At 68.6% G+C, this 14,609-nt stretch carries 16 protein-coding genes and 1 tRNA gene; 4 read left to right on the top strand and 13 right to left on the bottom strand.

Annotation, left to right across the window (positions count from 1 at the left end; genetic code table 11):
* Positions 1-45: 45 nt before the first annotated feature.
* The 10 genes from MCBMB27_RS11550 to MCBMB27_RS11505 all read right to left on the bottom strand — a co-directional run bounded on the left by MCBMB27_RS11550 (position 46) and on the right by MCBMB27_RS11505 (position 9,478).
* A complete protein-coding gene (locus MCBMB27_RS11550; protein ID WP_043351327.1) occupies positions 46-927 on the bottom strand; it encodes a 3-hydroxybutyryl-CoA dehydrogenase in 882 nt (293 codons plus the stop codon).
* A 183-nt stretch (positions 928-1,110) separates the two neighbouring features.
* A complete protein-coding gene (locus tag MCBMB27_RS11545; protein ID WP_043351329.1) occupies positions 1,111-2,064 on the bottom strand; it encodes an electron transfer flavoprotein subunit alpha/FixB family protein in 954 nt (317 codons plus the stop codon).
* A 67-nt stretch (positions 2,065-2,131) separates the two neighbouring features.
* The gene (locus tag MCBMB27_RS11540) at positions 2,132-2,881 is read right to left on the bottom strand and encodes an electron transfer flavoprotein subunit beta/FixA family protein (RefSeq protein WP_043758169.1); all 750 of its coding nucleotides are present in this window, start codon (positions 2,879-2,881) and stop codon (positions 2,132-2,134) included.
* 169 nt (positions 2,882-3,050) lie between these two features.
* Positions 3,051-3,623 (bottom strand): cob(I)yrinic acid a,c-diamide adenosyltransferase, encoded by a 573-nt coding sequence (locus tag MCBMB27_RS11535; protein WP_075380466.1) that lies wholly within the window; start codon positions 3,621-3,623, stop codon positions 3,051-3,053.
* Between the two features lie 13 nt (positions 3,624-3,636).
* Positions 3,637-4,263, bottom strand: a complete 627-nt coding sequence (locus MCBMB27_RS11530) for an acyloxyacyl hydrolase (RefSeq protein WP_075380465.1) — start codon at positions 4,261-4,263, stop codon at positions 3,637-3,639.
* A gap of 139 nt (positions 4,264-4,402) precedes the next feature.
* On the bottom strand, positions 4,403-4,588 hold the full coding sequence (locus MCBMB27_RS11525; protein ID WP_043380112.1) for a twin transmembrane helix small protein: 186 nt from the start codon (positions 4,586-4,588) through the stop codon (positions 4,403-4,405).
* A gap of 66 nt (positions 4,589-4,654) precedes the next feature.
* Positions 4,655-7,285: a TIGR02302 family protein gene (locus MCBMB27_RS11520; RefSeq protein ID WP_075380464.1), complete on the bottom strand. Its 2,631-nt coding sequence runs from the start codon at positions 7,283-7,285 to the stop codon at positions 4,655-4,657.
* A 134-nt stretch (positions 7,286-7,419) separates the two neighbouring features.
* Positions 7,420-8,628 (bottom strand): polyhydroxyalkanoate depolymerase, encoded by a 1,209-nt coding sequence (locus MCBMB27_RS11515; protein ID WP_043380107.1) that lies wholly within the window; start codon positions 8,626-8,628, stop codon positions 7,420-7,422.
* Positions 8,629-8,864: 236 nt separating this feature from the next.
* Complete coding sequence (locus tag MCBMB27_RS11510) at positions 8,865-9,110, bottom strand: hypothetical protein (RefSeq protein WP_075380463.1); 246 nt, start codon at positions 9,108-9,110, stop codon at positions 8,865-8,867.
* A 158-nt stretch (positions 9,111-9,268) separates the two neighbouring features.
* Positions 9,269-9,478 carry a hypothetical protein gene (locus MCBMB27_RS11505; RefSeq protein ID WP_043347681.1) on the bottom strand — a complete coding sequence of 70 codons (210 nt, stop codon included), beginning with the start codon at positions 9,476-9,478 and terminating at the stop codon, positions 9,269-9,271.
* 366 nt (positions 9,479-9,844) lie between these two features.
* Here MCBMB27_RS11505 and MCBMB27_RS11500 point away from each other — a divergent pair, with 366 nt between their 5' ends.
* The 3 genes from MCBMB27_RS11500 (at position 9,845) to MCBMB27_RS11490 (ending at position 10,858) form a co-directional block, all read left to right on the top strand.
* Positions 9,845-10,498, top strand: a complete 654-nt coding sequence (locus MCBMB27_RS11500; RefSeq protein WP_043380104.1) for a Maf-like protein — start codon at positions 9,845-9,847, stop codon at positions 10,496-10,498.
* Positions 10,495-10,677, top strand: a complete 183-nt coding sequence (locus tag MCBMB27_RS11495; protein ID WP_075380462.1) for a DNA gyrase inhibitor YacG — start codon at positions 10,495-10,497, stop codon at positions 10,675-10,677. The genes MCBMB27_RS11500 and MCBMB27_RS11495 overlap by 4 nt, the downstream gene beginning before the upstream one ends.
* A 105-nt stretch (positions 10,678-10,782) precedes the next feature.
* Positions 10,783-10,858, top strand: a tRNA-Phe gene (locus tag MCBMB27_RS11490).
* Positions 10,859-11,041: 183 nt separating this feature from the next.
* Here the strand turns inward: MCBMB27_RS11490 and MCBMB27_RS11485 are convergent.
* Positions 11,042-11,794 (bottom strand): Crp/Fnr family transcriptional regulator, encoded by a 753-nt coding sequence (locus MCBMB27_RS11485; RefSeq protein WP_043347678.1) that lies wholly within the window; start codon positions 11,792-11,794, stop codon positions 11,042-11,044.
* Between the two features lie 254 nt (positions 11,795-12,048).
* On the opposite strand from MCBMB27_RS11485, the gene MCBMB27_RS11480 reads away from it, so the two are divergent.
* Entirely contained in the window at positions 12,049-13,038 is a 990-nt protein-coding gene (locus tag MCBMB27_RS11480) for a phosphoribosylaminoimidazolesuccinocarboxamide synthase (RefSeq protein WP_075380461.1), read from the top strand.
* A gap of 41 nt (positions 13,039-13,079) precedes the next feature.
* On the opposite strand, the gene MCBMB27_RS11475 is transcribed toward MCBMB27_RS11480, so the two are convergent.
* Positions 13,080-13,361: a DUF2312 domain-containing protein gene (locus tag MCBMB27_RS11475; RefSeq protein ID WP_020091862.1), complete on the bottom strand. Its 282-nt coding sequence runs from the start codon at positions 13,359-13,361 to the stop codon at positions 13,080-13,082.
* A 55-nt stretch (positions 13,362-13,416) separates the two neighbouring features.
* Positions 13,417-14,598 (bottom strand): alpha/beta hydrolase, encoded by a 1,182-nt coding sequence (locus MCBMB27_RS11470; RefSeq protein WP_075380460.1) that lies wholly within the window; start codon positions 14,596-14,598, stop codon positions 13,417-13,419.
* Positions 14,599-14,609 lie beyond the last annotated feature (11 nt).

The following is a 14,609-nucleotide window of genomic DNA, read 5'->3' as shown; positions in this document are numbered from 1 at the left end:
CACCGACCCGGGACGGCTTCTCCAGCCGTCCCGCGGCCTGGCGGCTCAGCGGGTCGGGATCGGCGTCGGCCCGCGGTAATCGTAGAACCCGCGTTTGGCCTTACGGCCGAGCCAGCCGGCCTCGACATACTTCACGAGCAGAGGGCACGGGCGGTATTTCGAATCCGCCAGGCCTTCGTAGAGCACCTGCATGACCGACAGGCAGGTGTCGAGACCGATGAAGTCCGCGAGCTGAAGCGGGCCCATCGGATGGTTCGCGCCCAGCCTCATGGCCGTGTCGATCGATTCGACCGATCCGACACCCTCATAGAGCGTGTAGATCGCCTCGTTGATCATCGGCAGCAGGATGCGGTTGACGATGAAGGCCGGGAAATCCTCCGACATCGTCGAAGTCTTGCCGAGCTTGGCGATGAACGCCTTGGCGGATTCGTAGGTCGTATCCTCGGTGGCGATGCCCCGGATCAGCTCGACAAGCTGCATCACCGGCACCGGATTCATGAAGTGGATGCCGATGAACTTCTCCGGCCGGTCCGTCGCCGCCGCCAGCCGGGTTATGGAGATCGACGACGTGTTCGTCGCTACGAACGTCTCCGGACGCAGCGATCCGCACAGGCTGCTGAAGATTTCGCGCTTCGTGGCCTCGTTCTCGGTCGCGGCTTCGATCACGAGGTCGCACGGCTCGAGGGCGGCGAAGTCCCGGGCGGATACGATCCGCGACCGAACCTGAGCGCTGTCCTCCTCCGACAGCGTGCCTTTCGAAACGAGGCGGCCCAGGCTGCCCTCGATGACCGTCAGACCATTCTCGAGCCGGGCGGGATCGCGATCGTTCAGCAGGACGTCGAGGCCGGCGGTGGCGCAGACCTGCGCGATGCCGCTTCCCATCTGGCCTGCGCCGATGATGCCGACCCGCTTGATCTCCATATGCATGTGCCGACCTGTGCCCCCAATGCGGATGCCGATACACGGCCGCCCGGTTCGACCGAGGGCACGAGCGCGACGGCACCGCGCGAAGTCTCGCCGTCGCAGCGTTCTAGACCAATCTTCGATCCGGAAGGAACCCGCGAATCCGCCTTCGGCGACAATACTCGCGGGTTGCCAGATTCCGTTCCGTTATTGACCCTTGGCTTTGCCGATCTCGGATTGCAGCTCCGGCACGACCTGAAAGAGATCGCCCACGAGCCCGTAATCGGCCACTTGGAAGATCGGTGCGTCCTCATCCTTGTTGATGGCGACGATGACCTTCGAGTCCTTCATGCCGGCGAGGTGCTGGATCGCCCCCGAGATGCCCACCGCGACGTAGAGGTCCGGCGCCACGACCTTGCCGGTCTGCCCCACCTGCCAGTCGTTCGGCGCGTAGCCCGCATCGACGGCGGCCCGAGAGGCGCCGACGGCGGCTCCGAGCGAGTCGGCCAGCGGCTCGATCAGCTCGTGGAACTTCTCGGACGAGCCGAGCGAGCGGCCGCCGGACACGATGATCCGCGCCGAGGCCAGCTCCGGGCGATCCGACTTGGCGATCTCCTCGCCCTTGAAGGTCGAGCCGCCGGCCTCGGGCGCTCCCGCCGACACGGCCTCGACGGGGGCGGCCGCGCCACCCTCGGCCGCAGCCTTGAAGGCGGCCGTCCGCACGGTGATCACCTTCTTGCCCGCCGGCGCCTGAACGGTCTGGATCGCGTTGCCGGCATAGATCGGCCGATCGAACGTGTCGGGCGCAACCACCTTGATGATGTCGGAGACCTGCGCGACGTCGAGCAGGGCCGCCACCCGGGGCAGCACGTTCTTGCCGGTCGTCGAAGCCGAGGCGATGATCGTGTCGTAGGGCTCGGCAATCGACGCGATCAGCGCCGCGACCGGCTCGGCGAGATCGTGGTCGTAGACGCCGTCCTCGGCGTTCAGGACCTTCTCGACGCCGTCGAGCTTGGCCGCCGCCGCGGCCACGGCCTGCGATCCCGAACCCAGGACCAGAGCGTGGATCGGGGCGCCGATCTCCTTGGCGGCCGAGAGCGCCTTCAGCGTCCCGTCCTTGATCTGACCGTTGCCGTGCTCGACGAAAAGGAGTGTCGTCATGGTCTGCTGGTGCCCTTGAGGGTTGTGGCGCGGGGCTCGACCGTGGCTCAGGAGCCCCGCCTGCGGATCAGATGACGCCGGCTTCGACCTTGAGCTTCTGCACCAGCTCGGCCGCGGAGCCGACCTTGACGCCGGCCGAGCGGCCCGGCGGCTCGGCGGTCTTCAGCACCGTGAGCCGCGGCGTCACGTCGACGCCGAGCGCGTCGGGCGTCAGCTCCTCCAGCGGCTTCTTCTTCGCCTTCATGATGTTCGGCAGCGATGCATAGCGCGGCTCGTTGAGGCGCAGATCCGTCGTCACGATGGCCGGCAGCCTGAGGCTGACGGTCTGCAGGCCGCCGTCGACCTCGCGGGTCACGTCGAGGCTGCCCTCGCCCGGCTCGATCTTGTACGCGAAGGTGCCCTGCGGCCAGCCGAGCAGCGCACCGAGCATCTGCCCGGTCTGGTTCGAGTCGTCGTCGATCGCCTGCTTGCCGAGGATGACGAGCTGCGGGCTCTCCTTCTCGACGACGGACTTCAGAAGCTTCGCCACCGCCAGCGGTTCGCAGGTCACGTCCGTCTTGACCAGGATGGCACGGTCGGCGCCCATGGCCAGCGCGGTGCGCAGCGTCTCCTGCGCCTGCTGCGGGCCGATCGACACCGCCACGATCTCGGTGACCGTGCCCTTCTCCTTGAGCCGGATCGCCTCCTCAACGGCGATCTCGTCGAAGGGATTCATCGACATCTTCACGTTGGCGAGCTCGACCCCGGAGCCGTCGGCCTTCACGCGTATCTTGACGTTGTAGTCAACAACCCGCTTGACGGGCACCAGCACCTTCATGGCGGTCACGATCCTTCCCCGGAGGATTCTTGTCGTCGTGCAGGCCACTTCCACGGCGCGCAAGGCGCAGCGTGGCGGGGGCACGCAAGGCGCGCGGACCGTAACGGCCACATTTCCGCCTTGTCAACGCGGCGCCGTGGCGGCCCGGCGAAAACCCCTCGGCCCGGGCTCAACGATTGGCGCCGGGCACCCAGAGCACGTCGTCGGCGCCGTCGGCATTGGCGGCCCGGCTCGCCACGAACAGGAAGTCGGAGAGGCGGTTGAGGTAGCGCAGCGCCTCCGGCGACACCGACTCGTCCTCCTGGGCGGCGAGGCTGACCGCCAGGCGCTCGGCGCGGCGGCAGACGGTGCGGGCGAGGTGCAGGGCCGCCGCGGCCGGCGATCCACCGGGAAGCACGAAGGATTTCAGCGGTGGGATCGCCTCGTTCAGGCCGTCGATGTCGCGCTCCAGCCGCTCGACCTGGCTCGCGACGATCCGCAGCGGCTCGTAGGGGAGGGGCTCCGGGCTCGGCGGCGTCGCGAGGTCAGCCCCGAGGTCGAACAGGTCGTTCTGGATCGCCCCGAGCATCTGGTCGAGCGGCCCCTGCGTGTGCAGGCGCGCCAGTCCGATGCAGGCATTGGTCTCGTCGACGGTCCCGTAGGTCTCGACCCGCAGATCCGCCTTCGAGCGACGCTGTCCGTCCGCCAGGGCGGTCGTGCCCTTGTCGCCGGTCCTCGTGTAGATGCGGTTGAGCTTGACCAAAGGGTTTGATGCCTCAGAACGTGTAGCCGATCTTGCCGCCGTAATTCGTCAGGCCGCGATTATTCGCGCAGAGCCCGGCATTCGACATGTGCTCGATCGTCGCCATGATGCTCCAATGTTCCGTGATACGGAAGCCGAGAGCCGCCGCCTCGCGGAACATGGGTGAGCACCCGAGCGTGTTGAAGCCGTAGGGCGTCTCCGCCTTCGGGCCGGTCCAGCCGTTATGGGCCACGCCGCCGAAGAACCCGTCGAGGAAGACGCGGCGGTTGAAGGTCTCGGGAAAGACTTCGAGGGTCCAGGTCGCGCCGAGATAGGCGTAGCTGGTCCGGCCGCCGGTGTTGTAGCTGCCGCCGACGGTCGGCCGCGGCACGAAAGCCTGCCAGAACGGATCGGCGCTGAGGATCGGCTTGGCGAAGAGGATCTCGCCGTTGACGTTCGCCTTGCTGAACCCGGGAAGCTTGCCCTCTGCGCTGCCCGGGTCCTGCACCGCGCCGCCGATCCGGATCTCGGACACGATGCTGAGCGGCTGGACGGGGGCCAGGTAGGCGGCAGGCGGCGGTGGCGCGTCCGCGGCCGAAGCCGGCATGATCGCCGCCCCGGTCAGGATGCCGAACAGACAGAGGCGGGAAGGGGCAGTCATGCGGGCTCGGCCGGTTAGGCGCAGCGATTTGCTTCTACCGAGCGTAGCAGAGGCCCGCGATATGCGGCGGCCAATTCATCCGTTACCGGGCCGAAAGGTGTTCGGTGCGGCGGCGCAGTCACACCCGTCCCGGCGGAATTCAGGCCGAGCGCCACCAGACGACGCCCATGATGATCACGATCGCCACGAATTGCAGGAGCACGCGCAGGCGCATCAGCCTCTGCGAGAGACTGGCGCTGCCGCCCCGCATCATGTTGGCCAAGCCCAGGAGCAGGATGGCGGCGACGGCAAGGCAGGCGATCAGGACGAGGGTATTCGACGACATGCGGGTGGGGATCCGGGTGGGGCCGGAGCCGTGATCCGGCTCGGCGCGTCGTGAGGGTGCGGACGCTCAGTTGCGGCGGAGCAGGCGCTCGAAATAATCGAGTTCCTCGCGGGGGCGGGTCGGGTCGCCGAGCTTGCGCCGCAGCTCTTCCATGATGCGCCGGGCGCGCTGGACCGCTGATTCATCGGCTGTCGGCACGCGGACACGTCCGTCGCTCATATCGCGGCCGCGCGTCGGACGTCCGAGGGGATCGTCGTCCCGTGCCCCGGCCTGGCCCTGCTGCCCCGGCTGCTGACCGCCGTCCTGCTGGCCTTCACCCTGGCCCTCGGCCATGTCCTGCATCTGCTGCGCCATGCCGTCGGCGCCGCGCTTCAGGCCGTCGAGGGCGCGCCCCTGCGCGTCGACCGCCCCGCTCGAATCGCCGTCCTTCAGGGCGTTCTCGGCCTCGCGCATGGCTTCCTCGGCATCGGCGAGACCTTGCTCGCCGCGCATGCCGTTCTCCTTCATGCGCTGTTGGAGATCTTCGAGCCGCTGCCGAAGCGCCTGCTGCCGCTCTCCGACATCGCCCTTCTGGCCCTGCTGACCTTGGCCCTGCTGCCCCTGGCCCTGCTGTCCCTGGCCCTGTTGTCCTTGGCCCTGTTGTCCTTGGCCTTGCTGACCCGGCTGTCTCTGGCCCTGCTGTCCGCGCTGGCCTTGCTGCGGCTGCCCGCGATTCTGCTGCCGCTGGCCGCCGCGCGGCTCTTCGCCGTCCTTGAAGGTCTCGTCGCGCAGGCCCTGCTGCTCGCGGGACATGGCGTCGAGATCGCGCATCTGCTTCTGCATCTCGCGGGACGCCTGATCCGACCGGCTTCCGCGTTCGGCCGTCTGCAGGTTCTCCAGGATGTTGCGCAGCTGTTCCATCAGGCGCTGTGCCTCGGCGGTGTCGCCGCGCTTCATCGCCTCCGCCATGTCCTGGATCATCTTATCGAGATCCTCGGGCGTGACGGTCTTCGACTGAGCATTGTTCTGCCCGCGATCGCTCTGCTCGCGAGGCTCGCGGCCCTGCTTCTGCGCCATCTCCGACAGGAACTTGTCGAGCGCCTGCTTCAGATCCTGGGTCAGGCGCTTGATTTCGTCGTCGGGCGCGTTGCGCTCCATCGCCTCCTTCAAGCGATCCTGGGCTTGGCGGAGCTGCTTCTCGGCATCCGAAAGGTCGCCATCCTCGATCTTCAGGGCCATCTCCCACAGGAGATCGGCCACCGCGATGAGATCGGCGTCCGTCCGGGCGCGGCGCAGCCGCTCGGTGGCCGTCCGCAGGCCCAGGAAGATGGCAGGCTGCGGCGTGTACGTGTCGGGCGCGACCAGGAGGGCGTCCAGGGCCCCCTGAACCCACCGGCGGTCCGTATCGGGTGCCGTCACGAGGCGGCGTCGTTCCTCGGCGAGCGCCCGCGCCAACGGCTCGCGGAACGGGCGCGCCGGCAGGACGATCTCGGCATCCGGCGTCCGGCCTTCCTGACCGGCCTCGTCCTTGACGACGATGTGATAGCGGACCCGCGCCCCGGACCATGGGCTGTCGGTCAGGTCGACCAGGGTCTTGGTGTCGGACTCGCCGTTGGCGTCCCCGGGCAATGCCAGATTGATGTGGGGAACCGGGACCAGAGCACGGGCCGATTTCAGCGGCTCGATCACGGCCTCCGCCGAACTGAGCCCGTAATCGTCCTTCGCGCGGTAGGTCAGGTTGAAGGTACCGCGGCCGTTCACTTCGGGGCCGCCGACGGCCGTCACCTCCGGCGGCCGGTCGGGGATCGCGTCCACGGTGAGGCGTTGCCGGCCTGCGGGAGTCACGATCGTCAGTTCGGCGCCGCCAACGATGCGATAGCGCTCCTCGCGCAGGTCGGGGCGCGCCTCCTGGCCAGGGACGGGGACCAGGCCGGCATTGGGTGTCAGCGTCGTCTCGGACGCGGCCTTACCCTGACCGGCGATCCGCACGATCAGCTGCGCGTTGACGGGGGCGCGCAGGCGCTGATCGCTTCCGTCCATGGCGATCAGGAGGGGCGGAAGCCGCGTGTAGAGCGGCGGGTCGATCCAGCCGTCCACGCGGAAATTGGGGCTTTGCGCCGCGGGCTCCTGCCAGTCGAACGCCGCGCCAAGGCGCTGACGCCACTCGGGCCCGGCGACGAACAGGCTGGCGATGGCGGCGACCACCAGGCCGGCGCGAAGTGCGAACGGATCGTGCCGGACCATGCCGGGCCTCGGCAAACCGACCCGCAGGGCCGAGACCGCCTGCGCGGCCCGCCGTTGATGGAGCTCCCAGAGCGTTCGGCTTCCCGGATCGGCGGCACCCACGGCGAGGCTGTCCTGTGCCGCGGAGGCCGGTCCGTGACGCAGGGCCGGATCGCGGGCCGCCGCCTCGCGATCGAGCCGTGCCAGGGCGACGCGCCGATCGGGCCGGGCGATATGGATCAGCGGTACGAGCGCGGCGACGAGGAGAAGTCCCAGGATGCCCAGACCGATCTGGCGCCAGATCGGCGTGAGATCGAGCCACAGCCCCGACCAGGACAGCATGAGGAAGATCAGTCCGACCCCGATCCCCCGCCAGAGGACAGGCCAGGCTTGCTCCCAGAGAGCTGCCGCCCGGGCGCGAGCCACCAGCCGGTCGAGCCGTGCGGAGACCGTTGTCGGGCCGTCCGCGCTGGTCTTGTTCTCGGTGCCGATCACGCCGACCGTTCCGCCTCACGCCGCAGGAGTGGCCCCAGGAACCACGCGAACCGGGCTCCCATCAGAAGACGGTAGCATGGTGGGCCGCGCGGGTCGGCGGGTCAAATCGGCGCGACGCTTCCCCGGTCGCGCGGTCAGTTGTGCGCCTGGATGAAGTTGCGCACCTGCGGGTAGATCTGCGACTCCCAGCGCCGCCCGGCGAAGACCCCGTAATGGCCGACGCCCGCCTGGAGGTGATGGGTCCGCATGTAGGGGGCGAGGTCCGAGCACAGATCATGGGCCGCCATGGTCTGGCCGACCGCGCAGATGTCGTCGCGCTCGCCCTCGACGGTCATCAGGGCGGTGCGGCGGATTGCCCGAAGGTCGATCGGTTCCCCCCGATAGCTCACCGCATTCCGAGCCAGGGCGTGATCCTGGAACACGGTCTTGACCGTTTCCAGGTAGAATTCGGCCGCGAGATCGAGCACGGCGAAATACTCGTCGTAGAAGGTCTCGATCGCCTCGGCTTTCTCGCGCTCGCCGTTGGCCATGTGCCAGAAGAGATCGGCGTGACCCTGGATATGGCGCTTGGCGTTCATCGCCATGAAGGCCGAGACCTGCATGAAGCCCGGATACACCTTGCGGCCGGCGCCCTTGTGGCGCGTCGGGACCGTCGCGATCAGGTTCTTCTCGAACCAGTCGATGGGCTTGGAGGTCGCGAGTGCATTCACGCCCGTCGGGTTGATGCGGCAATCCACCGGGCCGGCCATCAGGGTCATGCTGCGCGGGGCGGCGGGATCCTTCGCCTGCGCCATCGCGGCTGCCGCCACGAGGGCCTGAACGGCGGGCTGGCAGACCGCCACCATGTGGGCGCCTTCACCCATCGTCTGCAGGAAGTGGATCAGGTGGCCCACGTAGTCGTCGAAACCGAACTGGCCTTCCGACAGCGGCACGTCGCGGGCATTGTGCCAGTCGGTGATGTAGACGTCATGGTCGGGCAGCATGGTGCGCACGGTGGCGCGGAGCAGCGTGGCGAAATGGCCCGACATCGGCGCGACCATCAGCACCTTGGGCTGCTCGGTGTGGATGTCCTTCTTGAAGTGCAGCAGCGTCCCGAACGGCGTCACCTCGACCGGCTCCTCTGAGACCGGGACGCTCCGGTTCCCGACGTTGACCGTCTCGATGCCGTAGGGCGGCCGCGCGAAGGTCAGACCGGCGCGCATCATCATCCGGGCGCCGGCGGACATCCAGGTGACCGGCTCGCCCAACCCGATCCAGGGCGACCAGATGTCGTTCAGCAGCCGGCCCCATGCCCGGGTCTGGGCAGCGATGTCGGTCTGCAGGTCGAACGCGTCGTACAGCATCGTGCAGGCACTCGCTGGAGCCCTGCCCGGCACGCGGGCCATCGGGGCGGCAAAGGTGGCGGATGCCGGGGTTTGAATTGCATCAGCGTGGCCGTGCAGGATGGGTCCCGTTCCCGGAGGCGGCAACTGTCCGAACGGCGGATGCGAACAAGAAAAATCGTGACGTGGCTTTGATGCACCAGACCAAATCGCGGCCGGGCGCGACGGCACGGACACCGCCGACGCGCCGGGCCGCGTCAGGACGCGCGCCGGACGACCGTGCGGGGTTCGCCTTCGGTCCGGCGATGCTCGCAGGCGATCTTGAGATACCGGTCGCTGCCCCCCGGAAACCCGGCCTGGGCTGCCATCGTCTGGGCGTGCATCAGGCACTCCATCGGCGTATGCGCCGGGGCGATGATGACGTCCAGGGCGGTGTCGCGGGAGCAATCCTGAGCCAGAAGCGTACCGGCACAGACCAAGGCAACAGAGAGCAGTTCCGACATGACGGACCTCAGCTTCGAGCGATCGAAAGGTCCGCGGGGTGCTCTGGCGTGCGAGCCGCCGCGTTGTCGTTGCCTGAGTGCTTCCTCCCGGTTGCCGGACCCTTCAAGCACGTCGTGTGCCAGTTGGGTGGACGGCGGAATACTTGATCTGCGCGCCCTCAGTCGCGGGACGACAGCCAGTGCGTTTCCGGTTCGTCGGCGGGCAGGAGGGCCGCGACGGCGTCGAGATCGACGACGTACCGCTCGGTGAGACGCTGCCACATCTCGACCGGCGACGTGACCTGCGGCCGGAGCCCGTCGAGGGCACGGGCGAGCAGGGCCGTGGTTACCAGCGTCGGGCGCTGCAGGAGCGGATCAGCGTTCAGCATCGATGTCGATCCCCTTCGGAGGACAACACTCTCAGCCGCACGTAGTTAACGGTCGGTTACGATCGCGGACGACGTCTTGCTCTAAGCTTACCAGATCGTCGGGCAGCACCTCTAGTCTGGCTTGCCGCGCCGCGATCACAGTGCCGGCCGCGGCCCCCGGTCGGCCTACTCTTGCCGGCGGGCGGGCGGGGGTATCCCGGATCATGACCCGGGCCGGCCGGGGTCTGGGAGATCTGCAGAAGCCCCTCCGAGTTCACAAGCCCGACCCCATCCCTTATCAGGCGGGTGGATCGAGCCTGTCCCGGCCGACGAAGGGCCGCCGCGCAGGGCGCGCACGGCTCCGGTCGATTGTGCGAACGGAACATCATGGACGCCAAACCTGAAGCGATCGGCGCGACGCAGGGGCCGACGGCGCGACTTGTGCTCGCCTCCGCTTCGCCGCGCCGCCTCGCGCTGCTGCAGCAGATCGGCATCGAACCGGCGGCTCTCCTGCCGGCCGAGATCGACGAGACGCCCCGCAAGGCCGAGCCGCCCCGCGAACTGGCACGCCGCCTCGCCCGGACGAAGCTCGCGACGGCCGAGGCGGCGCTGCACCTCCAGGACACCACCACGCCCACCTGGCTCCTGTCGGCCGATACGGTTGTGGCGGTCGGGCGTCGGGTCCTGCCGAAGGCCGAGATCCCCGACGAGGCCGCGGATTGCCTGCGCCTGCTCTCTGGACGTCAGCATCGCGTCTACACGGCGGTGTGCGTCCTCTCGCCCCGCGGGCGCAGGGAGCGGATCGTGGAGACCCGCGTCCGATTCAAGCGGCTCTCGGGCCGCGATATCCAGGGCTACGTGGCGTCGGGCGAATGGCGCGGGAAAGCCGGCGGCTACGCGATCCAGGGCCTGGCGGGGGCGTTCGTCGTCAAACTGGTCGGCTCCTACAGCGCCGTGGTCGGGCTGCCCCTCTACGAGACCCTGAGCCTCCTCGACGGGGAGGGGTATCCCGTGCGGGCTGGCTGGGGCGCCCTGGCATGAGAAGCGAGCGCCGGCCGCCCTGTCCGATCTGTCGGCAACCGTCCACACCGGAATTCCAGCCGTTCTGTTCTCAGCGGTGTGCCGACGTCGATCTCGGACGGTGGCTTAACGAGCGCTACGCGATCCCCGAGGACCTCGATTCCGACGAGGTTCCGCCCGAGCCCGATCCGGAGCGATGAATTTTTCCGGCATTTCCGTCGTGTCGACGTCACGGCAAGGCTGGACAGGCCGCGAAGCACTGACTATACCCCGCGGCGTCCGAGGCCGACACCGGCGCGGACGACGCCCAGGTAGCTCAGTTGGTAGAGCATGCGACTGAAAATCGCAGTGTCGGTGGTTCGATTCCGCCCCTGGGCACCATCTTCCCGCTGAGTGCCCGCTCCGGCAACGGTTAGCGAAAACGGCGCCGCGTTATCTTCATATCGATAGATCCAGACTGCGGTCCCGCGTCGGCTCGGCTTTGGCTTTCGACGGCCGGCGATACATCGGGCAGGGCGACAGCGCGCCCTCGTCAGCTCGAAAGCCTGCGCTCTCCCGCCCGGTTCAGCGAGTCTCCGCATCCCGCAGATGCAGATAGGCCGGATCGAACCCGGCCGCGGCCTGCAGCCCCGGCCAGTCGTGGACGGTCAGGCGGCGGTCGCGCAGCGTGATCAGCCCGGCCGATTTGAGATCCCGGATCGTGCGATTGACGTGAACGGACGTTATGCCGAGGGCGTCTGCGAGTTCGGGCTGCGTCATGGGCAGCTCGCAGGTCCGATCCGGCGCAAGCCCGACCGCGCCGAGGCGGGTCACGAGTTCGCAGAACAGGTGGGCCATCCGCGCGTAGGCGTCGCGGCGACCGGTGTTGAGCATCCACTCGCGGACCAGAGCGGCGTCGATGAGTGTGGCGCGCCAGAAGACCTCGGTGAGGCGCGGATGCGCACGCATCAGTCCGCGGACCGCCTCATGCGAAACGAAGCCGAGCCTGCAGGCGCTGACCGTGGCGATGTTGATGTCGAGCACCTCCAGATACAGGCTCTGGAAATCGGGCACATCGCCCGGGACGTGGTAGGTCATCACCTGCCGCTTGCCGGCCAGCGTCGACTTGTAAGTGCAGGCGATCCCGCTGAGCAGGGTGAAGCTTCGGGTCGGGCGGTCGCCCTCCCGAACGATGTCCTGATTGGGCTCGAACTGCGCCACCTGCATCGGCAGCGCGACGAGGGCGGCCCGCTCCGCATCGCTGAGCGTGAACAGGGCGACGGTCTCGATGCGGCGCAGGAAAGGTTGTCGGCTTGCTTGGTGCGGTGTCTCGAACATTGCGCCTCGGCCGTCCGGCGGCCCCGGCCGGCATTTCGCAGTCGGCAATTCACCGTCTGCCATCCACGGCAAGGATAGGGCCGACGGCCGGGCCCGGCCAGAGCGGCAGGGCTGCTCGCCCGCAGCCGCGGGGGTCGGGGTGGCGGCCGGAGCTGCGCGCCGGGCCTCGGTGAATCCCGGGACTGGAATTCTCCGCCCCATCCGCGCACAGAGATCAGGCGGCGCGGTCGCCGCACAGCCTGACGGAAAGCCCGATGAAGACGGCAGATCTCGCCCCGCACGCGCACCAGGTCCTGCGCGACGCGACCCTGCCCGAACTGCCGAACCATTATCGCGGCAAGGTCCGGGACAATTACGACCTGCCCGACGGCCGGCGCATCCTCATCACCTCGGACCGGATCAGCGCCTTCGACCGGGCGCTCGCGGCGATCCCCTTCAAGGGCCAGGTCCTGACCCAGACCGCGCGCTACTGGTTCGAGCGGACGGCCGACATCTGCCCGAACCACGTCATCGCCTATCCTGACCCGAACGTGGTCGTGGGCCGGCGTCTGGAGATCCTGCCGGTGGAGGTGGTGGTTCGGGGCTACCTCGCCGGCACCACCTCCACGTCGGTCCTGACGCGCTACCGCGCCGGGGAGCGGGATATGTACGGCCACCGTTTCCCGGATGGCATGCGGCCGAACGAGCGTCTGCCGGAGGCGATCATCACGCCGACCACCAAGGCGTTCGACGGTGGCCACGACGAACCGCTGACCGAGACCGAGATTCTGGAACGCGGGCTGCTCACGTCCGAGCAGTGGCGCACCGTGTCCGACGCGGCGCTGGCGCTGTTCGCCCGCGGCACGGCGCTGGCGGCCGAGCGCGGTCTCATCCTGGCCGACACGAAATACGAGTTCGGCACCGATCCCGAAGGCCGGATCGTCCTCGCCGACGAGATCCATACGCCCGACAGCAGCCGGTACTGGTTCGCGCAGAGCTATCCGGAGCGCTTCGCCGCGGGTTCCGCGCCGGAGAGCTTCGACAAGGATTTCGTGCGTAATTGGGTCGTCGCCCGCTGCGATCCGTACAAGGACCCGATTCCGGAGATTCCCGCGGAGGTCGTCCTGGAGACGGCCGCGGTCTACATCCGCGCCTACGAGACGATCACGGGGGCGCGCTTCGTCCTGCCGGATCCGAGCGAGGAGCCCTTGGAGCGCATCCGGCGCAACATCGCCGCCTATCTCGCGGGCTCCCCGCAGTCCTGAGGGGAGGGCGGCGCGCGCCGCGCCGCACTCCGTCGAGAGGATCAGGCCGCGGCCGCGATCGGGGCCGGCGAGGGCGCATCCATGGCGCGCAGGTAGACGTCGAGGAGCGTCTCCTGCTCGTCGCGCTCATCCTTGTCCTGCTTGCGGATCTTCAGGATCTCCTTGAGCACCTTGACGTCGAGACCCTCGCCCTTGGCCTCGGCGAAGACCTCCTTCTTGGCCTCCATCAGGTCCTTGATCTCCTCCTCCAGCCGTTCCACGCGCTCGATGATCGAGCGGATGCGGTCGCCCGCGACGCCCACGGTGTCGGTCATGTCGGTCATGCATTCCCTCGTCGGATGACGGCGGCACCCTCGCCGGGACAGGGTAAGCGACCGGTTAAGGACGGCCCGGCGCGTGGACCCGGCTCTCGATCCAGCCGACGATCGCATCCGCCACCGCATCGCTGTTCGATTCCAGCATCATCATGTGGCCGTTGCCGTGGATGTCGTGCTCGGCGAGCGCCAGCCGGTCCGGTTTCGCGCCCGCCTGGGCCAGGAATGCAGCCGTGCAATCATCCATGGTGGCGCGGAACGAGGCTTCGGCGGTGACGAGCACGGCGGACACGCGGGCGAGGTTCGGCAGCGTTCGAGCGGGCTCGGCCTGAAGCCAGCAACGGATCTTGTCGGGTGCGGCGGCGCGGTCGTCCTGAACGACCGTCAAATCGGCCGGGCTGCTCACGGGGGGCTCGAAATGCAGCGGCACCCGGGTGATGCCGTAGGGCCGGGCCCGCGCCTCCCCGACGCGCTCGTACCAATCGGCGCCGCCCTTGAAGCGGATGTCGAAGAAGGTCGGCCCGTTGGGCTCGACGGCGACATGCGCCTTCACGAGGTCGGGGCGCTGATCGGAAACCGCCCAGCCGAAGACGCCGGCCTGCGAATGCGTCAGCAGGATCGCGGGGCCGATCTTCTCCAGAAGGGCGATCAGGGCCGGATCGACCAGTTCCTCGCTCTTCAGCGCGCTGGCGATGTAGGGCACCTGGGACAGGTAGAACTGGTCGAAGGCGGCGTTGCCGCGCACCCCCGGGCCCCCCGGCCACTGGCTGTGCAGCTTCGCCTGCGGGTAGAGCGGGACGCGTTCCTGCCCGGTGAACACCGTCTCCAGATCCTCGACGGGCAGCCGGGCATAGGGTCCGTAGGTCTCCGGATCGCCGCCCGAGCGGCCACGCCCGACCTGATCCACAACGTAGACCGTGAAACCCTTGGCGGCGAAGCGGTCAGCCCAGCCAGGCCGTCCGTCCGGCGTGCCGAGGAAGTTGGTCCCGGTCTGGGCGGTGCCGTGCACCAGGACGATCGGATAGGGCTGCGTCACCCGCGCCGGTGCGCGATACTCCACGAACATCTGCCCGGAGGCCGTGGTCTTGCCTGCCGCCGTCGCGGAGCGGCCGCCGACGAAGAAATAGCCCGCGGGCTGTTTCGGCTTGAACGGCGTGTCGCCGGAGCCCCCCTCGGTGGCCTCGGATGCCGAAGCGGTTGCGAGGCAGAGCAGAGTCAGTGCCCCGGCGGCGGCCTTCCTGAGCATGGCGTCCTCCC

It is taken from the genome of Methylobacterium phyllosphaerae (assembly GCF_001936175.1).
Lineage (GTDB): Bacteria > Pseudomonadota > Alphaproteobacteria > Rhizobiales > Beijerinckiaceae > Methylobacterium > Methylobacterium fujisawaense.
Note: the sequence above shows the minus strand (reverse complement) of the source record. Positions and strands in the feature narration are given on the sequence as shown.

Coding starts and splice junctions, on each gene's coding strand:
- MCBMB27_RS11550 (WP_043351327.1), bottom strand. CDS start 927: ATGCATATGGAGATCAAGCGGGTCGGCATCATCGGCGCAGGCCAGATG.
- MCBMB27_RS11545 (WP_043351329.1), bottom strand. CDS start 2,064: ATGACGACACTCCTTTTCGTCGAGCACGGCAACGGTCAGATCAAGGAC.
- MCBMB27_RS11540 (WP_043758169.1), bottom strand. CDS start 2,881: ATGAAGGTGCTGGTGCCCGTCAAGCGGGTTGTTGACTACAACGTCAAG.
- MCBMB27_RS11530 (WP_075380465.1), bottom strand. CDS start 4,263: ATGACTGCCCCTTCCCGCCTCTGTCTGTTCGGCATCCTGACCGGGGCG.
- MCBMB27_RS11525 (WP_043380112.1), bottom strand. CDS start 4,588: ATGTCGTCGAATACCCTCGTCCTGATCGCCTGCCTTGCCGTCGCCGCC.
- MCBMB27_RS11515 (WP_043380107.1), bottom strand. CDS start 8,628: ATGCTGTACGACGCGTTCGACCTGCAGACCGACATCGCTGCCCAGACC.
- MCBMB27_RS11510 (WP_075380463.1), bottom strand. CDS start 9,110: ATGTCGGAACTGCTCTCTGTTGCCTTGGTCTGTGCCGGTACGCTTCTG.
- MCBMB27_RS11505 (WP_043347681.1), bottom strand. CDS start 9,478: ATGCTGAACGCTGATCCGCTCCTGCAGCGCCCGACGCTGGTAACCACG.
- MCBMB27_RS11500 (WP_043380104.1), top strand. CDS start 9,845: ATGGACGCCAAACCTGAAGCGATCGGCGCGACGCAGGGGCCGACGGCG.
- MCBMB27_RS11495 (WP_075380462.1), top strand. CDS start 10,495: ATGAGAAGCGAGCGCCGGCCGCCCTGTCCGATCTGTCGGCAACCGTCC.
- MCBMB27_RS11485 (WP_043347678.1), bottom strand. CDS start 11,794: ATGTTCGAGACACCGCACCAAGCAAGCCGACAACCTTTCCTGCGCCGC.
- MCBMB27_RS11480 (WP_075380461.1), top strand. CDS start 12,049: ATGAAGACGGCAGATCTCGCCCCGCACGCGCACCAGGTCCTGCGCGAC.
- MCBMB27_RS11475 (WP_020091862.1), bottom strand. CDS start 13,361: ATGACCGACATGACCGACACCGTGGGCGTCGCGGGCGACCGCATCCGC.
- MCBMB27_RS11470 (WP_075380460.1), bottom strand. CDS start 14,598: ATGCTCAGGAAGGCCGCCGCCGGGGCACTGACTCTGCTCTGCCTCGCA.